We start from the raw sequence: 20070 nt of genomic DNA, 5'->3' as shown, positions 1-20070 counted from the left end.
CGGCGAGCCGGGCGAGGCCGGACCCGCCGGAGCGCCCGGAAAGGCTGGCGCGCGCGGGCCGGTAGGCCCGCCCGGGCCGCAGGGTGCGCGCGGCCCCGCTGCCGCCCGGAGCGCTCCGAACCTCGCCCGGCCCCGCCAGCGGGAGGCGCCCGACGAGCCCCTCCCCCTGCGGCCGCCGGCCGCGACCCCGGAGCAACCGTACTGATCTCCGGCCTCCGCCCCGGTGCGTCCTCGCGCCGGACTTGCTCCCGGGGGCGGGGGCGCATCCTACTCGGCTTGCGGGCGATCGCCCGGGCCGGATGACGGCCGCGGCGAGGGCCGCGGCGACCTAGGGGGGACCGAGCCGTGCAGACACGCGTGACACCGTTCCGGCCCCGGCGCGCGGGCCGCCTCATTCTCCTCGCCCTCGGCGCCTGCCTCTCGGCCGCGCCTGCGCGCGCGATCGACGGGGGCGCCTCGGCGAGCCGCGGGGATGCCCTCGCCCAGGCCACCGTCGGCATCGGCACCGTCACCCGCCCCGACGACCGCTACCGCCTGACGCGCTGCTCGGGTGTGCTGATCGCCGCCGACCTCGTTCTCACGGCGGCCCATTGCCTGAACGGCGATCCGGTCGGGGCGATCGTGGTGTTCTACCGGGGCAGCCAGGCGGTGAGCCCCGTCTACACGGCGCGCACAATCGCCCGCTACAGCCCGGATCCGGGCGACCTCTCGGCCGAGGCGGCCGGCATCACCCTCGCCGACCTGTCCCTCGACCTCGCGGTGCTGCGGCTGTCGGCGCCCGTGCGCGACCGCGCCCCCGTTCCCCTCGCCTCGAGCCCGCGGCGGGTGCCGGCCGCCCTGCGGATGGCGGGGGTCGGCCTGTCGCAGCGCGGGGTCGGGCGGCTGCGCACGGCCCGGCTGGTGCCGCTCGCCGCCTCGAGCACGGGGCTCACGATCGCGCGGGCCGAGGGCGCCCGGGTCTGCCTCGGGGATTCGGGCGGCCCCGTGGTGGGGCAGGACCGGCGCGGGCTCTTCGTCTGGGGGGTCGCGAGCGCCGTGATCACGGCGCGAGCGCCCTGCGGCAACCTCGTCGTCGTGGCGCCGGCCGCGCAGGTCTTCGGCGAGCGGGCGCCGGGCCGGCTCGCCCGCTCGGCGGAGTGATCAGCCCGCCCCCTCGAAGCGCCCGCTGTCGCCGTAGGGCCAGGCGAGGCCCCGCTTCGCGTAGAATTCCTGGGCGGCCCGCGGATCGCAGAGGAAGGAGACGGTGCCCACGTCGAAGGCGGCGAACCGGTCGGGACGGCTGCCGCCGACCGAATGCTTCACGCCCGGGTTCGCGGCGGATTGGTAATCGTCCTGCGCGCCGTGCTGGAAGCGCGACTTGAGGCCGGCATTGACCTTGCGCAGGAGCGACGTCGCCTCGGGCGTCAGGGCGCTGCGCTTGTTCGTCGGGTCCGTCCCGGAGAAGAAGACCTTCTCGTAGCTGCCGGGCTCCACGATCCGGTAGACGCACATCAGGTCGTAATCGGACACCTGGATGCGCCCGTCCGGGCGGCGGACCAGCCCGTCCTCACCCGATTTCAGGCCCTCGTATGTGATCCCGGTCTCCATCGTCTTCGGCTGGTACTTGCCGTGATGGAAGCGCGCCGGCCGCTTGGGGCAGCGGATGACGACGAGCAACCCTTCGTTGATCGTGAAGATGCGCAGGTGCTCGATGTCCTGCGGGCTCATGCCGGACAGTCGAGAGAAGTGGATGTCGCTGTCGCTGACGCCTTCGAGGGCGGCGCTGCCCTCGAACTCCGCGACTTTCCTGAGGGACATCGTCATCGTCGCGCCTCCGGCCTGACTCGGCCGCCGCGCGCCTGCTTGCGGCTGTGCGGCCAAGCTGCATCAAAGCCCACGGACACGCGTCACGCAAGGTTCGGCCCGGCAGATAACCAGATGAGATGAGAGCCGGGCGCCGCGAATACCCTATTGGCGCCTGGCGTCCAGCCGCCGCACCGTCCCACTCCGCCCCAGGGCTGAGTGAGGCGGCGGCACGACCTGTTAAGCCTGTGCGCAGCGGGACGCGGCCCGCGCCGCCGCCTTAACCGGCTCTGAAGGGCTGGTCGCGCCTAATCGGCCGGACGAAGCGATGGAGAGCGGCCTTGCTGCCCGGGGTGGTGGTGCTCGTGAGCGATCAGCCCGGCCGCAGTGCGCTGCTGGCCGAGGCCCTTCGCGGCGTCGGGACCTGCGAGGTGGTCGGCCTCGATGTCGACTGGTCGACCCGCGCCGCGGCCATCGCCGTCGTCGCGGATGTCGACGCCGCGCGCCCGGCCGCGATGCAGTGCCTCCTCGCCCTGCAGGCGCAAGCCTGGGCCGGGACGGCGCCGCTCGTGTGCATCTCGCAGCGGACCTCCGACAAGGCGCTCCGGCAGGCCCGCGTCCTCGGCGCGAGCGCGTGCCTGCCCTTCTACGCCGAGCCCCACATCGTCGTCACCGCGCTCCTCAATCTCCTCAACCCGAACGAGGGCGCGCTCAACGCCACGATCCGCCAATGCGCCGAGCGGGCCGGCGCGGCCCTGACCAGCCTGTTCAACACCGCGAGCCATGACGGGCGCGTCGACCTCCAGGCCATCGACAGCTGCGTCGATCCCCTGCTCCTGGCGCTGAGCGACGGCGGGCTCGCCCGCTGGCTCAACACCATCCGCGCCCACGACAACGCCACCTACCAGCATTCCCTCGTGGTGGCGGGCCTCGCCGCGCAATTCGCGACGCATATCGGCTTCCCGGAGGCGCAGCGGCAGCGCCTCGTGCGGGCGGCGCTCGTGCACGATGTGGGCAAGGCGCGCATCCCCCGCGCGCTGCTCCTGAAGCGCGGCACGCTCGATGCCGACGAGGCCGCCGTGATGCGCACCCACACGGTCCTCGGCTACGAGATCCTGCGGGCGAGCCGCCACGCCGACCCGGCCATGCTCGACGCCGTGCGCCACCACCACGAGATGCTCGACGGCAGCGGCTATCCCGACGGGATCAGCGGCGACGCGATCAGCGACGTCGTGCGCTTCCTCACCGTCTGCGACATCTACGCGGCGTTGACCGAGCGGCGCTCCTACAAGCCGGCGCTCCCGTCCGACGAGGCGATGACCATCCTGCAGGGGATGCAGGGGCGCATCGAGCCCCGCTTCGTCCAGGCCTTCGGCCAGGCCGTGGCCCGGGCGGCCTGAGCGGGATTTCGCCTCATCCCGGCTGGCCGATCGCGGATGTCGCCGCCCGCACCCGCTCGACGATCTCGGCGGCGATCGCCTCGGGCGACCCGATGAAGTCGATCGGGCCGTCGTGGCGGATCGCGTTCTCGGGCATGCCCCGCTCGGCCTCGGGCCGCGGCGTCAGCACCATCGTCACGCCGCCCGCCGCGTGGATGGCCGCGAGCCCCCGCGCGCCGTCGTCGAGCGCCCCCGACAGGACGACGCCGATGAAGCGCCCGGGCGCGTGGGCGGCGATCGACCGGAACAGGGCGTCGATGGTGCGGTTCCGGTGCAGGTTGCCGGGATCGGCGAGGAGCGCGCAGGCCCCCTGCGCCGCCAGGGCGAGGTGGGCGTCCGGCTCCCCGACATAGCCGTGCCCGCTGAGCAGGCGCTCGCCATCCTGCGCGAGGTGGATCGGCAGCGGCGAGTGCCGGTTCAGGATCTCTTGCAGGTGGCTCATCCGGTCGAAGGGACGGTGCAGGCAGATCAGCACCGCGGCCGGCAGGCCGCGCGGCAGGCAGGCGAGCACGCGCTGGATGTCGTCGAGGCCCTGCGGCCCCGACGCGCCGAGGGCGACGTAGAAATCCGGGGCGCTCCCCGGCTCGGAAGCGGGCGCGGGCATGGGTTCAGCATGCCGCGCGCGGACGCCGAACGCCAGCCCGATCGGGACGCCGCGCAGGCCCCCGATCCCCCCCGCGAGCCTCATGGTGAAGGCATCGTTGCGCCCGGCCCCCGCGAATCGGCGCTCGCGCGGCGCGGGACGGGGTCCTTCGGCACGCTACCGCACCGGGAAGGCGAGATTTCTGTCGATCGTGGGCTCGCCGTGAGCGGTTTTAAGCAATTCGCAAACCCGGCTCACGACAGTCGGTGAGGTTTCGTCAGGACCTCCGCATGCTCGCCCTGAGTTCCGTCGTGCAGGATGTCGAGGGCGCCATCGCGAGTGGCGACCAGGCCAAGCGCATGAGCATGCTGCGCCAGATGACCGGGCTGTTCTCGGCCCAGGCGCCGCGCCTCAGCGAGGATCAGGTCGGCGCCTTCGACGAGGTGATCCTGCGCCTCTCGCGCGACATCGAGACCCGCGCCCGGGCCGAGCTCTCGGCGAGCCTCGCCGACCTCGCCAACGCGCCGCGCCGGGTGGTGCGCAACCTCGCCTACGACCCCGCCGCGGAGGTGGCCGGCCCCGTCCTCGAGCGCTCGGTCCGGCTGGAGGAGAGCGACCTCGTGCAGATCGCGAGCGGCGCCGGGCAGCAGCACCTGATGGCGCTCTCCCGCCGCAGCACCCTGGCCGAGCGGGTGACCGACGTCATCGTGTCCCGCGGCAACGAGCAGGTCGTGCGCAGCGTCGCGGGCAACCAGGGGGCGCGGTTCTCCGAGGGCGGCTTCCGCATCCTGACGAGCCGGGCCGAGCAGGATTCGGAGCTCACGCGGGTGCTGACGCGGCGGGCCGACGTGCCGGAGGCGCAGCGCGCCCAGCTCGTCGCCATCGCCCGCGAGCGCGCCCGCCGGGCGCTGGCGGAGGAGTTCGGCGACAACGCCGCGGCGCAGGCGACCCTCTCCATCGCCGCGACGCTCGCGGAGCCGCCCCTCGACCTGACCCCCGCCGAGGTGGCGGTGGCCTGCCACGCCAAGTACGGCCTCGACGAGGGCGCGGTGCAGACCTGGCTGACCTCCGGCGAGACCACCTACGCCCTGGTGGCGCTGGCCCGGCTCGCGGGCGTGCCCTCGGCCATCGCCCTCAACGCGCACGGGGCGCCGACCACCGACCCGCTCCTGTTCCTGGTGCGCTCCGTCCGCTTCGGCTGGAAGACCCTCAAGCTCTTCCTCGCGACGCGGCCCGGCGGCCTGCCGGACGCGGAGGGCCTGCAGAGCGCCTTCCAGGCCTTCCAGGACCTCTCGGTGGCCACCGCGCAGCGCGTCGTGCGCTTCACCGCCGCCCGCGAGAAGCTGGAGCAGCCGAGCGCCGCCTGAGGGCGGCGCCCGAGCCGCCCGCGACCGGGCGAGCCCGCCCGCGACTGGGCGAGCCCGCCCGCTACTGGGCGAGCCCGACTTGGACGAGGTTGTCGCTGTAGGTCGGCGAGTGGCCCATGCCGCCGTAGGTCGAGGCGCTGATCACGTTGACGGCCCCGTCGCGGTTCAGCGAGTGCCAGTAGCCGAGCGAGGCCACCACGAGGCCGGGCGGCACGTCCTCGGTCACCTTGGCCTCGCCGTGGAACGTGCCGCGGTCGTTGAACACCCGCACCAGCGCCCCCTCTGTGATGGCCCGCATCCGCGCATCCGCCGGGTTCATCAGGATCGCCTGCCCGCCCTGCGCGCGGATCTTGTGCGCCTCGTTCGCGTATTGCGAGTTGAGGAAGCCGTGGCTCTTCGGCGAGACGATGTTGAGCGGGTAGCGCTCGGCCTGGGCCGGGTTGGTCTCGGGCCGCTCGTTGGCCGGCACGTAGCCGGGCAGCGGGTCGAGGGTCTCGCCGCCCTGCTCCCGCTCGTACATCTGCCGGAAGGGCGGGGCCACGAAATTGCCTGTCGTCGCCGCGGTCTCGGACCAGAACTCGCACTTGCCGGACGGCGTCGGGAAGTTGCCCTCCGCGTGCGGCGTGCGCGTCTCCGGATCGCCGATGTCGAGCCGGTACCAGCCGTGCTCGCGGAAATAATCCATGGTGATGCCGCCGAGCTTGGGGCTGTCCCAGTCGAGGTACCACTCCATCAGCTCGGTCTCGCTCATCCGGAATTGCGGCTCGGTGAAGCCGAAGCGCTGGGCCAGCCGCCGGAACAGCTCGGCATTCGAGACCGTCTCGCCCGGCGGCTCGATCGATTTCTGGTTGAGCGTGAAGAAGAAGTGCCCCCACGAGAACATCATGTCGTCGTGCTCGGCCGCCATGGTGGCGGGCAGCAGGATGTCGGCGTAGCGGGCCGTGTCGGTGACGAAGTGCTCGCTCACCACCGTGAACAGGTCCTCGCGGGCGAGCCCGCGCTTGATCTTGGCCGTCTCGGTCGAGTTCGAGACCGGGTTCGCGTTGTAGACCATCAGGGCGTGGATGCCGGGCTCGATTCCCGCCTCTCCGGTCAGGATCTCGCCGAGCTTGAGCACGTTGAGCGCGCGCGTGCCCTCGGGGATCAGGTCCGGCCGGCAGACCCGGTCCCAATGCACCGGGAATTCCCAGAGCGGCATCTGGTAGACGCCGCCGCCCGGGTCCTTCCACGAGCCGGTCAGTGCCGGCAGCGAGAAGATCGCCCGCAGCGCCTGCGCGCCGCCGGCACTCCGCTCGACCGCGATGCCGGGCCGGAGCGCGGCGTTGCGCGTGGTGGCGTATTCGCGCGCGAGTTGCCGGATGTCGTCGGCGGGAATCCCGCAGATCGCGGCGGCGTATTCGGGGGTGAAGGCCGCGGCCCGCTCCTTGAGCTGGTCGAAGCCGACCGTGTGCCGCGCGATGTAGTCGTCGTCCGTCAGCCCCTCGCTGATGATGACCTGGATCATCGCCATGGCGAGGGCGCCGTCGGTGCCCGGCTTCGGCGCGAGGTGCCAGTCGGCCTCCTTGGCGGTGCGCGAGCGGTAGGGGTCGATCACGACGACCTTCGCCCCGTTGCGCTGGGCCTCCTTGACGATGTGCCAGTGGTGGATGTTCGTCGAGACCGAGTTGCAGCCCCAGATGACGATGTATCGCGACTGGGCGAAGCTCAGCGGGTCGGTGCCGTTCGTCGGCCCGACCGTCAGGAGCCACGCCGTGCAGGAGCCGGAGCCGCAGAAGGTCTTCTCGGCCACCGTCGCGCCGAGGCGGTTGAAGAAGGCGTCGCCGACCGTCAGCCCCTGCACCGTGCCCTCGTTGCCGAGGTAATTGTAGGGCAGGATCGCCTGCGCCCCGTGCGTCGCGATGATGCCGGTCCAGCGCCGGTGGATCTCGTCCAGCGCCTCGCCCCAGCCGATCCGCTCGAAGAGGCCGCTGCCCTTCGGGCCGGCGCGCCGCATCGGGTAGAGGATGCGGTCGGGATTGTAATGGTGCTTGTCGAAATCCTTGACCTTCGCGCAGAGGGCGCCGCGGGTCATCGGGTGGTCGGGATTGCCGCGGACATTGACGAGGCGCCCGGCCTCGACCGTGTAGATCATCGAGCACGTGTCGGGGCAATCGTGCGGGCAGGCCCCGAGCGTCTGGGTGATCTTGGTGGGCTCGGCCTGCGCTTCGAGGCTCGTCTCGACGTCCTGCAGCATGTTTCACTCCCGCAATCCGACGTGGCGTCGTGTTTTATTGTTTTCGCCCGGGCCTGAACGGGGCGCGCACTGGCGCCCGGCCGAACCCTCGGGGTCAGTCTGCACGAAGTTGGAATCGTTGCAACGTGGCCTTGGGCGCGTCGGGTCACCCGGAAGCCGGCGGCAGGGATGCGGCGAGCGAGAGACGCCTCAGCCCACGCCGGTCGGCCCGTCGAGGACGCGGCGCACCCGGCGGGCGAGCTCCATGCGCTTGTAGGGCTTGTTGATGACCTCGAACTCGGTGCCGCCCGCATCCGTGCGCTCCAGCGAGGCTTCGGCGTAGCCTGTCGTCAGAAGCACCCTGATCTTCGGTTGCCGCTCGCGCGCGGCCCGCGCCAGCATCACCCCGTTCATGCCGCCCGGCATGATCAGGTCGGTGAACAGCAGGTCGATGCGGGCCTCGCCGTCGAGCACCTCCAGCGCCGACGCGGGGCCGTCGACCACGGTGACCCGGTAGCCGAAATCCTCCAGGATGGTGCAGGCCGTCGCCGCCACGTCCGGCCGGTCGTCCACGACGAGCACGGCCTCGGTCCCGTGCCGGTCCGAGGCCCGGTGCGAGGCCCGGTGCGAGACCCTTCGCTCGTCCTCGGTCTTCTGGTCGGAGGCCGGGAAGAGCAGCCGCACGGTCGAGCCGTGGCCCACCTCGGAGTAGATCTTCACCGCGCCGCCCGATTGCTTGGCGAAGCCGTAGACCATCGCCAGCCCGAGCCCGGTCCCCTTGCCGTCCGCCTTCGTGGTGAAGAACGGCTCCATGACCCGCGCCAGGATCTCCGGCGGCATGCCGGCGCCCGTGTCGGTCACCGAGAGGACCACGTAGGCGCCCGGGTTCACCGACCGGTAGAGGGCGGCGTCCTCGTCCTCGATCAGGAGGTTCTCGGTTTTCACCGTCACGGTGCCCCCGTCCGGCATCGCGTCGCGGGCGTTGAGGAGGACGTTGAGCAGCGCGACCTCAGCCTGGGTCGGGTCGATGCGCGCGTTCCAGAGGTTCGGGGCGAGGTCCTGGCGCAGCACGACGTGGTCCCCGAGCGTCCGCTCGGCCATCTCGCTCATGCTCTGCACGAGCCCGTTGAGATTCAGGAGGCGCCCCTCCAGCCGCTGCTTTCGCGAGAAGGCGAGGAGCTGGTGGGTCAGCTTGGCGGCCCGCTCGGAGGCATCGCGCACCGCCTCGCCCGCCCGGCGCAGGCGCCTGAGGTCGATGTCGGGATGCTCGATGAGCGCCAGCATCATCTCGTTGTGGCCGGAGATGACCTGCAGCAGGTTGTTGAAATCGTGCGCGATGCCGCCCGTGAGCTGGCCCAGGCTCTCCATCTTCTGCGCCTGGTGCAGGCTCTCCTCGGCGTCGCGGCGGCGCGAGACGTCGAGCTGCGAGCCGAAGAAGTAGACGAGATCGCCCGCGCGGTTGAAGACCGGGCTGACGAACAGGGCGTTCCAGAACGAGGAGCCGTCCTTGCGGTAGTTCAGGATCTCGGTGGCGAATTCCCGGCGCTCGGCGATGGCCGCGCGCACCTCGTCGACGGTCGCGCGGTCGGTCTCCGGACCCTGCAGGAAGCGGCAATTGGAGCCGAGCAGCTCGTCCCGCCTGTAGCCGGTCATGCGGATGAAGGCGCGGTTGACGAAGATGATCGGGTTGTCGGCCTGGTGCGGGTCGGTGACGATCATCGGCATGCGCGTCGTCTCGACCGCCGCGAAGAAGATGTCGTGATGCCGGTCCTCGACGCCGGAGGGGCCGCTGCCGGTGACGGGCGTGCGGGGCCCACCCGTGCTCGGCTTCTCCGGTGACGTGGTCATCCGCGCGTGCCTCCTTGCCATGCCCCCGAGCGCGCGGGGAGTCGAACGCCGGGATGGAAGATCGTGTGCAATCGTATCGGGCGCTGCCGGAAAGCGGGTGAGTGTGCAAATGGTTCCCCAACCAGGGGTCGCAGAAGCGGGACGGCTCAGGCCTCGGCACCTTTCTCTCCGACAGAACTCGCCTCCTGCGGCCAAGCCCTCAGGCGGAGCCGTTCCGGGCCTGCCGTTGATCCAATCGGCATGAGGGTGGGTTGACGGAAAGGGTACACGCGCAGCGAGCATGGGATGCCACGCTTCTATTTCCACCTTCGGACGCCGGACGGGCTGGTCCCGGACGATACGGGGCTCGATCTGGTCGGGATCGAGGCCGCCTATCTCGACGCCTGCCGCTCGATCCCGGCCATGGCGGCCGAGCTGCTGCAGCGGCGGGTCGATCCCTCGCGCCACGGCTTCGAGATCACCGACCGCGGCGGGCAGATCCTGATGGAGATCCCCTTCACGGAAATCGCCAGGGCGAACCCGGCGCCCGCCCGGCCCGCGGGCGCCGATTGGCGCGCGGCGAAGGCGGGGCAGCAACGGACCGCGGACCTGACGGCCTCCATCCAGGAGACCGAGCGGGCCTTGCTGGCCACCCTGCGCGAGACGCGCGCGCTGCTGGACCGGGCTCGCGAGGTCAGCGACCGGGGCTGCGGGCTCGTGCAGGCGTGACGGCGCGGGGCGGCCGCGCGCCGGGCGACCCGCATCGGCCGGGAAGCGGGTAGGCGGCGGCCGCCGGCGCCGCCCGGGACGGATCGCGCGGAGCTTGCGAGGCGTTGGCCCAGGAAGCCGTCAGCCCGGAGACAGGATATGGCCGACGCCTCCCACGCCCCGAATGTCCGCTCCGCCGCGGCGCAGATGCACGGGGCGGAACGCCTCTACCGCGACCTGTTCGACCGTGCACCCCTGCCGCTCCTCGTGCTCACGCCCGAGTGCCGGATCGTGAACGCCAACGACGCCTACCTCGCGGCGACGGGACGGCGGCGCGACACGCTGGCCGGCCTCGACATGTTCGCGGCCTTCCCGGACAGCCCGCACGATCCGCAGGCCGACGGCGTCCGCAATCTCTGCACCTCGTTCGAGCGGGTGCTCCGGACGGGACGGCGCGATGGCATGCCGCTGCAGCGCTACGACATCCTGCCGGAAGGCGGGTGCTGGGAGGTGCGGTACTGGCACCCGGCGAACTGGGCGGCGCTCGATGAATCCGGCTCGGTGCTGGCGCTGGTCCACCACGTCACCGACGTCACCGCCACCGTCCTGAAGCCGCGGGCGCCGACGACGACGCTCCGCCCGGAGCCGGCCGCCGACGACCTCCTCGCCCGCGCCGACGCCGTCATCCGGACGGCGAAGCGGCTGCAGGCGCAGACCCAGCGGGACCTGCTCAACACCCGCAGGCAGGTGCGGGCCCTGCTGGGACGGTAGGGAGCCGGGGGCGCTCCGGGGAGCGCCTATCGGAACGGTCCCTCCCGGGCGGGGCGGCGCCCCCCGGCGCGACCCCCCTCCCCGCGGATGCCCCGGAACCGCTATGGAGCGTTCCCGCCGGTATCCCATCGCCCCCTTCCCCCTCCCCGCCCGTACCCCGATGACATCCGCACCCGACGCCGCGCCCGCCCCGCTCCGGCGCCTCCTCGCCGTCCTCTCGGTGGCGGGCTTTGCCAGCACCTTTGCCGGGCGCTCGGTGGAGCCCCTCGTCGGCGTGCTGGCGCGCGACCTCGGCAGCGACCCGCATACCGTGGCGCTGCTCTCCACCGCCTTCGCCCTGCCCTACGCGCTGATCCAGCCCGTGCTCGGCCCCGTCGGCGACGCCCTCGGCAAGGAGCGCGTGATGACGGCCTGCCTCGGAATCCTCACCGCGGCGCTGGCCGGCTGCGCGTTGAGCGGCGACCTCGGCCTCCTGTTCGGCCTGCGGATCGCGGCCGGCGCAGCGGCCGGCGGGGTGGTGCCGCTCGCCCTCGCCCTGATGGGCGACCGGGTGCCGATGCAGCGGCGGCAGGTGGCGATCGGCCGCTTCCTCGTCGCGGTCATCCTCGGCCAGCTCGCCGGCTCGACCTTCGCCGGGCTGATCGAGGCGAAGGTCGGCTGGCAGGGCGTCTTCGCCATCACCGCCGCGGTGGCGGCCCTCGGCGCCGCCGCGGCCCTCCTCGGCTTCGAGCGCGGGCTCGGCCCGCCCGCCCGGAGGCCCGCCTTCGCCGAGGCCCTCACCCGCTACCGGGGCATCGTCGCCAATCCGCGGGCGCGGATCCTGTTCGGTGCCGTCTTCGTCGAGGCGATCGCCGTGTTCGGCATCTTCCCCCACCTCGCGCCCCTGATCGAGGCGCGCGGCGAGGGCGGCCCCCGCGAGGCCGGCCTCGCGCTCGCGGGCTTCGCGGCGGGCGGCCTCGCCTACTCGCTCCTCGTCGCGCAGCTGCTGCGCCTGCTCGGGACGACGCGGATGCTCGCGGTCGGCGGCGCGGTCTGCGCGGTCGCGCTCCTCGCCGTCGGGCTCGCCGGGCGCTGGCAGCTCGACGCCGCGGCGCTCCTCGCCCTCGGCTTCGGCTTCTACATGCTGCACAACACCTTCCAGGTGCAGGTCACCGAGGTGGCGCCGGGCGCCCGCGCCTCGGCGGTGGCGCTCCACGCCTTCTCGTTCTTCTGCGGTCAGGCGCTCGGCGTCGCGATCCTCGGGGCGGCGCTGCCCGTGCTCGGCACCTTCGCGGCCCTGGCCGCCTGCGCCGCCACGATCCTCGCCCTCGGCCTCGCCACCGCGCGCCGTCTCGGCCCCCCGCCGGCGCCGCCGCGGGCGGCATGATCGCGATCTACGCGGGGGGGCCTCGAAACGAGATCGCTCACGCGGCCAGGATCGTGTGCTCCTCGGCCGCATCGGGCCCGTGGGTGTGGCGCGCGAACTGGCCGATCGCGGCCGGCCGGCCCATCAGGAAGCCCTGCACCGCCTCGCACTTCTCCGCCTCGAGGAAGCGCAATTCCGCCTCCGTCTCCACCCCCTCCGCCAGGACGGGCAGGCCGAGCCCCCGCCCGAGGCCGAGCACCGAGCGGACGATGGCCGCCGTCTGCTCGTTGGCATCCACCGCCCGGATGAACGAGCCGTCGATCTTGATCTTGTCGAAGGGAAAGGCCCGCAGATTCGACAGGGACGAGTAGCCGGTGCCGAAATCGTCCATCGCGATCTGGACGCCGAGCGCCTTGAGCTGGCGGAGCGCCGACTGGGCCCGGGCCGGGTCGCGGATCAGGGCCGTCTCCGTGATCTCGATCTCGAGCCGCCCCGGCGCCAGCCCGGTCTCGAACAGCAACTCGTGGACCAGGGGCACGAAATGCGGCCCGTGGATCTGCACGGCCGAGACGTTGACGGCCACCGTCAGCGGCACGGGCCAGCTCGCCGCCTCCCGGCAGGCCTCGCGCAGCACCCACTCCCCGACCTGGAGGATGATGCCGCTCTCCTCCGCGATGGGGATGAACACGGCCGGCGAGATCGCGCCGCGCTCCGGATGCTGCCAGCGCAGCAGCACCTCGAAGCCGGTCACCGTGCCGGCGCGGACATCCGTCTGGGGCTGGTAGACGAGGTGCATCTCGCCCCGGGCGACGGCGTGGCGCAGGTCGTGCTCGAGGAGGCGGCGCTCGCGCACCTGCGCGCCCATCTTGGCCTCGAAGAAGCGGTAGGTGCCCCGCCCCTCGGCCTTCGCCCGGTAGAGCGCCGTGTCCGCGTAGCTCAGGAGCGTGGCCCGCTCCGATGCGTCGTCGGGATAGAGCGCGATGCCGACGCTCGTGGCGATGATCGGGCCGTTGCCCCCCGCATTCCCGCAGCGCAGGGCCTCGAGGACCCGCTCGGCCAGGCGGCCCGCCGCCACCGCATGCTCGCAGGGCATCAGGATCGCGAATTCGTCGCCGCCCAGGCGCGCCATCACCTGCCCCGCGTCGAGCACGTCCGTCACGGCGCGGGCGACGCTGACCAGCATGGCGTCGCCGGCCGCGTGACCGAACAGGTCGTTGACCTCCTTGAACCGGTCGAGGTCGAGGCAGAGCAGGGCGAGCTTGCCGCCGGTCGCCGCGGCGAGCTTCAGGTCCTGCTCCAGGCGCTGGTTGAAGCTCGTGCGGTTCGCAAGCCCCGTGAGCGCGTCGTGGTGGGCCAGGAACTGGATCTGCCCCTCGGCCCGGCGCCGGGCGCGCAGGTCGCGCACCGCCACGGCGTAGTGGGGCTGGTTGCCGTAGGTCACCGGCCGCAGGATGAGCTCGACCGGGATGGCCGAGCCCCCCCCCGTCGCGCAGCTCCGCCTCGATCGCCTGATCCGGCTGGCCGGCGAGCGCGAGATGGGTTGCGGCTTCCGGCAGGAAGCGGGCCAGGGGGCTGTCCGGCAAATCGGCCGCGGCGATGCCCACGAGCCGCGCGAAGCTGTCATTCGCGCTGACGATGGCCCCGCCCCGGCACACGACGAGGCCCTCGACGGCCGCGTTGGCGAGGCTGTGCAGGCGCTCGCGCTCGCGCAGCGCCTGGCGCCGGTCGCGGATATCGAGCGAGAGCGCGGAGCAGGCCAGGAGCAGGATGGTCACGCTCACGAGGGCGATGCCGACCGCGAGCCAGCGCGCCGGGACGGCGGTTTCCGGGATCACGATGGTCGGATCCGCCGCGATCGTGACGGCGCCCATCGCCGTGAAATGGTGGCTGCAGATGGCGGCGAGGAGGAGGAGCGCGCCCGCCATCTGACCGCGGACGCTGTCCTTGCCGAGGGTGACCGACAGCGCCGCGCTTCCGAGCAGGCAGCCGAGGATCAGCGAGGCGGCGACGAGGACGGGGTCCCAGGCGATGTGCCCGGCCACCTCGAACGCCATCATGCCGGTATAGTGCATGGAAGCGATGCCGCCGCCCAGGATCGCGCCGCCGATCGCGGCCGCGAAGGGCAGGCCCGCGAGAAGCGACACCGCGAGACCGATACCCGTCAGAGCGACGGCGTAGACCAGCGAGAGGCCGGTCAGGCCGACCTCGTAGCCGCTCGGCAGCCCGGGCTCGAAGGCCAGCATGGCGATGAAATGGGTCGCCCAGATGCCCGAGCCGCCGGCCAGGGCGGCCACGCCGAGCCAGACCGCCCGCAGGCGCAGCGTGGCCTTGCGCGCGTGGCGCAGGAGCTCGATGGCGGTGACCGCGGCGAGGCTGCAGATGGCGGCCGCGAGCGCCACGAGCCACAGGTCGTGCGCACCGACGAAACACCCCACGACCTTCAGCATCGCACTCGACCAGCCAGATTTCGACCGGCCCATGGTGCAGACGCGCCCCTGCACGCATCCTTAAATTCCTCGCCTCCGCCTACGAAGACGGCGGTGGAGTTAACGGCCCGTCTTCGAGTGACCCGTCGTTCGAGGCCAGCTTAACCATCTGCGCCCATCGAGACTTACAACGGTTGCAGGGCGGGCCGGATGTCACAGGAGGGGATCGTCGGCCGCCTCGAGCCGGCCCTGGGCGATGGCCTCGCGAAACCGCTGGTAATCGGCGTCGTTCCGGTCGCCGTAGGCCTGCGCCCAGTCCGCCAGGGCCTCGCGGAGGCCGGCTTGGCGGTCCCGGCCGCAATAGCCGGCGATCGCGGCCGCATCGCCCGTGCGGGCATGGGCGCGGGCCAGCAGGGAGCCGTAGGCCCAGGAGAAGTAGACGAGGGGCTGCCCGGTCATGCAGCTGACCGGGATGTCGCCTTTCATGTTCTTCATCTGGCGCACGTAGAACGGGCGCTCCGCGATGGTCGTCCAGCCGAGCAGCGGGTCGCCGACCGCCTGGAGCAGCCGTTGCCCGTAGATCACGCGCTCGCCCTCGTGGGCCGCATAGGGCGCGGGCATGCCGGCGAGATAGGGCGCGTGGGCCGGGCTCACCGCTTCCTTCACCTGGAGGAAGAGCACGTCCTGATCCGAGTTGCCGCAGAGGAGCGCGACGTAGGCGCGGGTGCCGACGCTCCCCACGCCGACGACCCGGTGCGCGACATCGACCACGTGGTAGCGGCTCAGCATGAAGCGCCGCTCGCGCGGCAGCGTCTCGGCGTAGCGCTCCAGGCCGCCGATCACCGCCTCGTGCGTCTCCGCGTCGACGCGGGTGAGGATCGGCGGCTCTTCCCGGAAGCGCCAGCCGCCGTCGACGCGGCGCTCCCCGACCCGCGCCAGCAGGCTCTTGTTGTTCCGCTTGCGGGCCTTCTCCACGGCCTTGGCGACGACGCTGCGGGAATCCGGGTCGATCTCGATGCCGGCGAAGTCGAGCTGGTCCACGCGGGCGGCCTGATGCCAGACGTCGAGCGGCCCCTGAGGCGCGAGCTCGGTCATGGTGTGCTGGTAGCCGGCGACGGCCGCGAGAACCGCGTCCCGCCGCTCGCGGGGGGATACCTCGTAGCCCCGCGCCGCGACCTCGAGGCTCGCGGCGAGCCGCTTCAGGTCCCATTCCCAGGGGCCGACGGTGACCTCGTCGAAATCGTTGAGATCGAGGACGATGTCCCGCTGGGGGGTGCCGAACAGCCCGAAATTCGAGATGTGGGCGTCCCCGTTCATCACGACCATGATGCCGCTGCGCGGCGTCTGCGCGAGATCCCAGGCCATGACGTGGGCCGCCCCGCGCAGGAAGGCGAAGGGGGAGCTCGCCATCCGCGCGACCCGCAGCGGCAGCAGGGCCTCCTGGCGCCCGGCATGCGCCTGCTCGATCAGGGATACGGGGTCGGGGCGCTCCTCGGGCTCTGGCAGGACCGCGTGCGCGGCGTGGGGCACGGCCATGCGCAGATCCTTGCCCGCCGCACGCCGCCTGTCCCAGGGCTCACCGCTCTCCCGCAGGTCGATCGTCGGGAAATCCGCGAGGGGCTCGAGCACGACCTCGTCCGCCGCGGGGCGGCCGGCCTCCGCCTCGTCGGGTACGTCGACGCTCACCGGGTTTGTCCCTGCGCGGATGGCGCGGTCGGGCGATCGATCCATCGTGACGCTCTGTGACGGAGCCCCCTGTCCCTCGGGCCGGAACGACCTCGGGCCAGGATCAACCTTGGCCTTATGATTTCGTTCCGGACCTGCGGATTAAGAACCGCCGACCGATCGTGCGGTGCCCTCCCCCGCCACGACCTATGGCACCGTGCCGACCCGTCGCGCGGGAGCCAAAGGCATCCTGGACACTTACCGTGGCGATGCGCGTCCGGAGCGGACGCCGAGCCGGACAGGATGCCATGCGAACCCGATCGAAACTCGGCCTCGCGGCGCTCGCGGTTCTCCTCCTCGGAGGGGCCGCCTTCGTGCGCTTCATCGTCTACCCGGAAAAGGCCACGCTCGATGCCTCGGCCGGGCTCGGCACGAACCCGACATTGCCCGAACCGAACCCGACCCTCATGCCGACGGTGAATATCGCCCGGGTCGCGCGCTGGGCGAACGGCGCCAAGCCGCAGGCCGCGCCCGGGCTTCAGGTCTCGGCCTTCGCGGAGGGGTTCGATCATCCGCGCTGGCTCTACCTTCTGCCGAATGGGGACGTTCTGGTCGCCGAGGCCAACAAGCCGCAGACCGACGATCCCTCGACGGGCATCGCCGATTGGGTCGCCGACAAGGTCAAGAGCTTTGCCGGGGCAGGCGTGAAGAGCCCGGATCGGATCGTTTTGCTGCGCGACAGGGACGGCGACGGCGTGGCCGAGGAGCGTCACGTCTTCCTCACGGGTCTCCACTCGCCCTTCGGCATGGCGCTTGTCGGAGGCGACCTCTACGTCGCGAATGCCGACGCGCTGGTGAAGGTGCCCTACCAGACGGGCCAGACCGAGATCACGGCGGCCCCCGAGAAGGTCGTCGACCTGCCATCGGGCATCAATCATCACTGGACGAAGAACGTCATCGCCAGCCGGGACGGCCGGACGCTCCTCGTGACGGTCGGCTCGAACAGCAATGTCGGCGAGAACGGCCTCGACAAGGAAGCGGGCCGCGCCGCGATCTGGGAATACACCATCGCGACGAAGCAGATGCGGCCCTTCGCGACGGGCCTGCGCAATCCGAACGGCCTCGCCTTCGAGCCGACGACGGGCAAGCTCTGGACGGCCGTGAACGAGCGCGACGAGATCGGCAGCGATCTCGTGCCCGACTACGTGACCTCCGTGCAGGATGGCGGCTTCTACGGATGGCCCTGGAGCTACTGGGGCCAGCACGTCGACGCGCGGGTGCAGCCAGCCCGTCCCGATCTCGTCGCCAAGGCGGTCGCCCCCGATTACGCCGTCGGCACGCACACGGCCTCCCTCGGCATCGCCTTCTCGACGGATTCGAACCTGCCGGAGGCGTGGCGGAGCGGATTGTTCGTCGCCCAGCACGGCTCCTGGAACCGCCGCCCGAAGAGCGGCTACAAGGTGATCTACGTGCCGTTCAAGGACGGCAAGCCCGCCGGCCAGCCCGTCGACGCGCTGACCGGGTTCCTCAACGCGGATGAGAAGGCGCAGGGACGTCCCGTGGGAGTGATCCTCGACAGGTCCGGCGCCCTCCTCGTGTCGGACGACGTCGGCAAGGTCCTCTGGCGGGTGAGCGCGGAGCCTGCGCGGTACTGAATGCGCCGCATCGGCCTAGCGAAACCCGCGCCCGGCCGTCTGCCGAAGCGGGCGTCGCGGAGCGCCGATCTTGCTGCGCTCTCCCCGTTGCGCCTGCTCCGCGCATCGGCTACTGAATCCGCCACGGCCTGCACCCGTAGCTCAGCTGGATAGAGCGTTGCCCTCCGAAGGCAAAGGTCACACGTTCGAATCGTGTCGGGTGCGCCAATCTTCTCAATGACTTCGTAAGTCGATCCCGCTCCGCCGGCTGGAGTGGCGCATTTGCCGTCGCCGAACCCCTGATCCCGCCGAACGCCATATCGAACAGGCGGATCGAACGGCATCATTCCCGATGACGTTCAGGTCAGGTCGGGCCGGGCGTAGATGCCCGGTTCGCCGTCGACGGCTGCGGGAAGGCCCAGCAGGGTAGCGATCTCGATCCCATCGGTCCCAGCCAGCAGGTCAGCGAGCGTGTATCGGTCGAGCACGGCGAGGAAGGCCGCCAGAGCCTCGCCGAGAGCGCGCCGGAGCCGACAGGGCGCCGTGATGGTGCAGGCGCCGCCGGCGAAACACTCGACCAGCGCGAGATCGTCCTCGGTCTGGCGCACCACCGCGCCGACGACAATCTCGGCCGGCGGCCTCGCGAGGCGAAGGCCGCCGCCGCGCCCCCGGATCGTCCGGATCAACCCCAGGCGTCCAAGCTGATGCACCACCTTGGTCAGGTGGTTCTCGGAGATGCCGTAGGCGCGCGCAATCTCCGCGATGGAGCTCTGCCGAGGCTCGTGAAGGCCGACATAGATCAGAGTGCGCAGGGCGTAGTCGGTGTAGCGGGTCAGGCGCATGGCGACTCCGGAGGAACCCATAAGGTATATTTCATTTGCATGTTTTCAAAGGTGACCTAAAAGGTGCGGGAGATTTGCATCTTTGAGAGTTGCACATGCCGACCTGCCTGTCCGCCAACACCATCTCCGTCGTCAAAGCGACCGTGCCGGCACTCGAGGCGCACGGCCTCGCGATCACCCGGCGCATGTACGAGCGCTTGTTCCAGGACGCCGCGATCCGCGACCTCTTCAACCAATCGCACCATGGCGAGAGCGGCTCGCAGCCGAAGGCCCTCGCCCAGGCGGTGCTGGCCTATGCCCGCAACATCGACAACCTCGGCGTGCTCGCCGGCGCCGTCGAGCGCATCGCCCAGAAGCACGTCGCGCTCAACATCCTGCCCGAGCATTATGCTTCCGTGGCCGACGCGCTTCTCGGTGCGATCCGGGACGTGCTGGGCGAGGCGGCGACACCGGAGATCTGTGCTGCCTGGGGCGAGGCATACTGGTTTCTCGCCGAGTTGCTGATCGGGCGCGAGGCGACGATCTATCGCGACCTCGCCACGAAGCCCGGCGGCTGGAACGGGTGGCGCCCCTTCACCGTCGAGAGCGTCACACGAGAGAGCGAGACGATCCGGTCCTTCGTCCTCGTCCCGGCCGATGGCGGACCCGTCCTTCGCCACGAGCCGGGACAGTATCTCGGCCTCCTCCTCGACCTGCCGCAGCACGGCATCCTCAAGCGGAACTACTCGATCTCCTGCGCGCCGAACGATCGCGCCTACCGCATCACCGTCAAGCGGGAGGGAAAGGCGGATCAGGCCGCCGGCATCGTCTCGACCTGGCTGCACGAATGCGCTGCGCCCGGCACCGTGCTGAGCGTGGCTCCGCCGACCGGTGAGTTCTTCTTGGACCGAGAGACGCGCGATCCGGTGGTTCTGGTGAGCGGCGGGGTCGGGCTCACACCGATGATGAGCATGCTGGAGACCATCGCCGAGACCAGTCCGGACCGGCCCACTTGGTACGTCCACGGCGCGTTGAACGGGCGCGTGCACGCGTTGCGCGAGCATGCCCGCGCCATCGCGGCCAGCAACGGGAACCTGCGCCTGCAGACCTTCTACGCGGAGCCGGAGGCGGAGGACCGAGAGGGTGAGCATTATGACAAGTCAGGTCTGATCACGGCTGACTGGCTCGTGGCGCGGACCCCGCATCAGCGGGCGACCTACTACCTGTGTGGGCCGAAACCCTTCCTGCGCGCCCTCGTGAACGGCCTCCTGCGCGAGGGTGTACCCGCCGACCGCGTGCGGTTCGAGTTCTTCGGGCCGGCCGACGACCTCGTCGAGGTGCCGAAGCAGGCCGCCTGAGGCGAGTCCCGGCAGGGTGCTTGCCTCTCCGCCGCTCCAGACGACCGAAGCGCAGATGATGGCAGGGCCGGCCCGCTCCGGTTCGACGGGAACGTCACCGGGCTCCGCGCCGAGGCGGGTTATGATACCGGC

15 protein-coding genes, 1 tRNA gene and 1 pseudogene are annotated in these 20070 nt (G+C 71.5%); 9 read left to right on the top strand and 8 right to left on the bottom strand.

Translation table 11 applies throughout. From position 1 onward, the window contains the following. A partial coding sequence (locus E1J50_RS27770) for a hypothetical protein (protein ID WP_207919162.1) occupies positions 1-196 on the bottom strand: 196 nt, incomplete at its 3' end. A gap of 149 nt (positions 197-345) precedes the next feature. Here E1J50_RS27770 and E1J50_RS06965 point away from each other — a divergent pair. Further along, complete coding sequence (locus tag E1J50_RS06965) at positions 346-1140, top strand: trypsin-like serine protease (RefSeq protein WP_245516460.1); 795 nt, start codon at positions 346-348, stop codon at positions 1138-1140. Here E1J50_RS06965 and E1J50_RS06960 read toward each other — a convergent pair whose 3' ends face one another. Further along, positions 1141-1803, bottom strand: a complete 663-nt coding sequence (locus tag E1J50_RS06960; protein ID WP_132251805.1) for a hypothetical protein — start codon at positions 1801-1803, stop codon at positions 1141-1143. Between the two features lie 320 nt (positions 1804-2123). Between E1J50_RS06960 and E1J50_RS06955 the strand changes: the two genes are divergently transcribed. Further along, a complete protein-coding gene (locus tag E1J50_RS06955; protein WP_132251802.1) occupies positions 2124-3182 on the top strand; it encodes an HD-GYP domain-containing protein in 1059 nt (352 codons plus the stop codon). Between the two features lie 13 nt (positions 3183-3195). Here the strand turns inward: E1J50_RS06955 and E1J50_RS06950 are convergent, their stop codons facing one another. Next, a complete protein-coding gene (locus E1J50_RS06950) occupies positions 3196-3909 on the bottom strand; it encodes a chemotaxis protein CheB (RefSeq protein ID WP_245516459.1) in 714 nt (237 codons plus the stop codon). A gap of 185 nt (positions 3910-4094) precedes the next feature. Here E1J50_RS06950 and E1J50_RS06945 point away from each other — a divergent pair, with 185 nt between their 5' ends. Further along, positions 4095-5171: a DUF2336 domain-containing protein gene (locus E1J50_RS06945; protein WP_132251800.1), complete on the top strand. Its 1077-nt coding sequence runs from the start codon at positions 4095-4097 to the stop codon at positions 5169-5171. 61 nt (positions 5172-5232) lie between these two features. Here the strand turns inward: E1J50_RS06945 and E1J50_RS06940 are convergent, their stop codons facing one another. Together E1J50_RS06940 and E1J50_RS06935 are read right to left on the bottom strand one after the other, a co-directional pair. Further along, a complete protein-coding gene (locus tag E1J50_RS06940; protein ID WP_132251798.1) occupies positions 5233-7404 on the bottom strand; it encodes a molybdopterin-containing oxidoreductase family protein in 2172 nt (723 codons plus the stop codon). 189 nt (positions 7405-7593) lie between these two features. Further along, on the bottom strand, positions 7594-9231 hold the full coding sequence (locus E1J50_RS06935) for a hybrid sensor histidine kinase/response regulator (RefSeq protein ID WP_132251795.1): 1638 nt from the start codon (positions 9229-9231) through the stop codon (positions 7594-7596). 285 nt (positions 9232-9516) lie between these two features. Here E1J50_RS06935 and E1J50_RS06930 point away from each other — a divergent pair, with 285 nt between their 5' ends. The 3 genes from E1J50_RS06930 (at position 9517) to E1J50_RS06920 (ending at position 12055) form a co-directional block, all read left to right on the top strand. After that, positions 9517-9939, top strand: a complete 423-nt coding sequence (locus tag E1J50_RS06930; protein ID WP_132251793.1) for a DUF6894 family protein — start codon at positions 9517-9519, stop codon at positions 9937-9939. Positions 9940-10077: 138 nt separating this feature from the next. Next, the gene (locus tag E1J50_RS06925; protein ID WP_132251791.1) at positions 10078-10689 is read left to right on the top strand and encodes a PAS domain-containing protein; all 612 of its coding nucleotides are present in this window, start codon (positions 10078-10080) and stop codon (positions 10687-10689) included. A 160-nt stretch (positions 10690-10849) separates the two neighbouring features. Continuing rightward, positions 10850-12055, top strand: coding sequence for an MFS transporter (locus E1J50_RS06920; RefSeq protein ID WP_132251788.1), 1206 nt, complete (start codon positions 10850-10852; stop codon positions 12053-12055). A 37-nt stretch (positions 12056-12092) separates the two neighbouring features. On the opposite strand, the pseudogene E1J50_RS06915 reads toward E1J50_RS06920, so the two are convergent. Then, positions 12093-14481: pseudogene (locus E1J50_RS06915) on the bottom strand (bifunctional diguanylate cyclase/phosphodiesterase). Between the two features lie 192 nt (positions 14482-14673). After that, positions 14674-16146 (bottom strand): DUF2252 domain-containing protein, encoded by a 1473-nt coding sequence (locus tag E1J50_RS06910; RefSeq protein WP_245516458.1) that lies wholly within the window; start codon positions 16144-16146, stop codon positions 14674-14676. 287 nt (positions 16147-16433) lie between these two features. On the opposite strand from E1J50_RS06910, the gene E1J50_RS06905 reads away from it, so the two are divergent. Together E1J50_RS06905 and E1J50_RS06900 are read left to right on the top strand one after the other, a co-directional pair. Beyond that, complete coding sequence (locus E1J50_RS06905) at positions 16434-17780, top strand: PQQ-dependent sugar dehydrogenase (RefSeq protein ID WP_132251783.1); 1347 nt, start codon at positions 16434-16436, stop codon at positions 17778-17780. Positions 17781-17910: 130 nt separating this feature from the next. Continuing rightward, a tRNA-Arg gene (locus E1J50_RS06900) sits at positions 17911-17987 on the top strand. A 131-nt stretch (positions 17988-18118) separates the two neighbouring features. On the opposite strand, the gene E1J50_RS06895 is transcribed toward E1J50_RS06900, so the two are convergent. Further along, positions 18119-18601: an Rrf2 family transcriptional regulator gene (locus tag E1J50_RS06895; RefSeq protein WP_132251781.1), complete on the bottom strand. Its 483-nt coding sequence runs from the start codon at positions 18599-18601 to the stop codon at positions 18119-18121. Positions 18602-18696: 95 nt separating this feature from the next. On the opposite strand from E1J50_RS06895, the gene hmpA reads away from it, so the two are divergent. Beyond that, positions 18697-19938 carry an NO-inducible flavohemoprotein gene (gene hmpA, locus E1J50_RS06890; RefSeq protein ID WP_132251778.1) on the top strand — a complete coding sequence of 414 codons (1242 nt, stop codon included), beginning with the start codon at positions 18697-18699 and terminating at the stop codon, positions 19936-19938. Positions 19939-20070: the final 132 nt, after the last annotated feature.

The sequence above is a fragment of the Methylobacterium segetis genome, assembly GCF_004348265.1.
Taxonomy (GTDB): domain Bacteria; phylum Pseudomonadota; class Alphaproteobacteria; order Rhizobiales; family Beijerinckiaceae; genus Methylobacterium; species Methylobacterium segetis.
This window is presented reverse-complemented; position numbering and strand designations above follow the sequence as displayed.

What these genes read in the sequence shown, in the direction of transcription:
- E1J50_RS06935 (WP_132251795.1), bottom strand. Translation starts at nt 9,231, where the DNA reads ATGACCACGTCACCGGAGAAGCCGAGCACGGGTGGGCCCCGCACGCCC.
- E1J50_RS06940 (WP_132251798.1), bottom strand. Translation starts at nt 7,404, where the DNA reads ATGCTGCAGGACGTCGAGACGAGCCTCGAAGCGCAGGCCGAGCCCACC.
- E1J50_RS06925 (WP_132251791.1), top strand. Translation starts at nt 10,078, where the DNA reads ATGGCCGACGCCTCCCACGCCCCGAATGTCCGCTCCGCCGCGGCGCAG.
- hmpA (WP_132251778.1), top strand. Translation starts at nt 18,697, where the DNA reads ATGCCGACCTGCCTGTCCGCCAACACCATCTCCGTCGTCAAAGCGACC.
- E1J50_RS06905 (WP_132251783.1), top strand. Translation starts at nt 16,434, where the DNA reads ATGCGAACCCGATCGAAACTCGGCCTCGCGGCGCTCGCGGTTCTCCTC.
- E1J50_RS06895 (WP_132251781.1), bottom strand. Translation starts at nt 18,601, where the DNA reads ATGCGCCTGACCCGCTACACCGACTACGCCCTGCGCACTCTGATCTAT.
- E1J50_RS06930 (WP_132251793.1), top strand. Translation starts at nt 9,517, where the DNA reads ATGCCACGCTTCTATTTCCACCTTCGGACGCCGGACGGGCTGGTCCCG.
- E1J50_RS06945 (WP_132251800.1), top strand. Translation starts at nt 4,095, where the DNA reads ATGCTCGCCCTGAGTTCCGTCGTGCAGGATGTCGAGGGCGCCATCGCG.
- E1J50_RS06960 (WP_132251805.1), bottom strand. Translation starts at nt 1,803, where the DNA reads ATGACGATGTCCCTCAGGAAAGTCGCGGAGTTCGAGGGCAGCGCCGCC.
- E1J50_RS06920 (WP_132251788.1), top strand. Translation starts at nt 10,850, where the DNA reads ATGACATCCGCACCCGACGCCGCGCCCGCCCCGCTCCGGCGCCTCCTC.
- E1J50_RS06950 (WP_245516459.1), bottom strand. Translation starts at nt 3,909, where the DNA reads ATGAGGCTCGCGGGGGGGATCGGGGGCCTGCGCGGCGTCCCGATCGGG.